The organism is Citrobacter sp. wls757 (assembly GCF_005280935.1).
GTDB classification, from domain to species: domain Bacteria; phylum Pseudomonadota; class Gammaproteobacteria; order Enterobacterales; family Enterobacteriaceae; genus Citrobacter; species Citrobacter portucalensis.
The window spans coordinates 1,977-2,365 of the sequence record NZ_SZWU01000058.1; the positions used below are offsets into that span (position 1 = coordinate 1,977).

Annotated in this window: 2 tRNA genes; both read left to right on the forward strand. The window is 52.4% G+C overall.

Annotation, left to right across the window (positions count from 1 at the left end):
- Positions 1 to 44 precede the first annotated feature (44 nt).
- Positions 45 to 120 (forward strand) — tRNA-Val (locus FDW94_RS14460).
- A gap of 4 nt (positions 121 to 124) precedes the next feature.
- Positions 125 to 200: transfer RNA gene (locus tag FDW94_RS14465), tRNA-Lys, on the forward strand.
- Positions 201 to 389 lie beyond the last annotated feature (189 nt).

Below are 389 nucleotides of genomic sequence, written 5' to 3' on the forward strand. Positions count from 1 at the left end.
TCTCGCCAGCTGGATTTCTTACAATAAAATTGAAGTACCGAAGTGGGTGATTAGCTCAGCTGGGAGAGCACCTCCCTTACAAGGAGGGGGTCGGCGGTTCGATCCCGTCATCACCCACCACTTCGGGTCGTTAGCTCAGTTGGTAGAGCAGTTGACTTTTAATCAATTGGTCGCAGGTTCGAATCCTGCACGACCCACCAATGTAAAAAGGCGCCCTAAAGGCGCCTTTTTGCTATCTGCGATTTATAAGATTCGAACCTGCATCGCCTGATGCGCTACGCTTATCAGGCCTACAGACAATACCGCACACGTAGGCCGGATAAGACGTCAGTCGCCATCCGGCGCAGACAACACAACACGCGTAGGCCGGATAAGACGTCAGTCGCCAT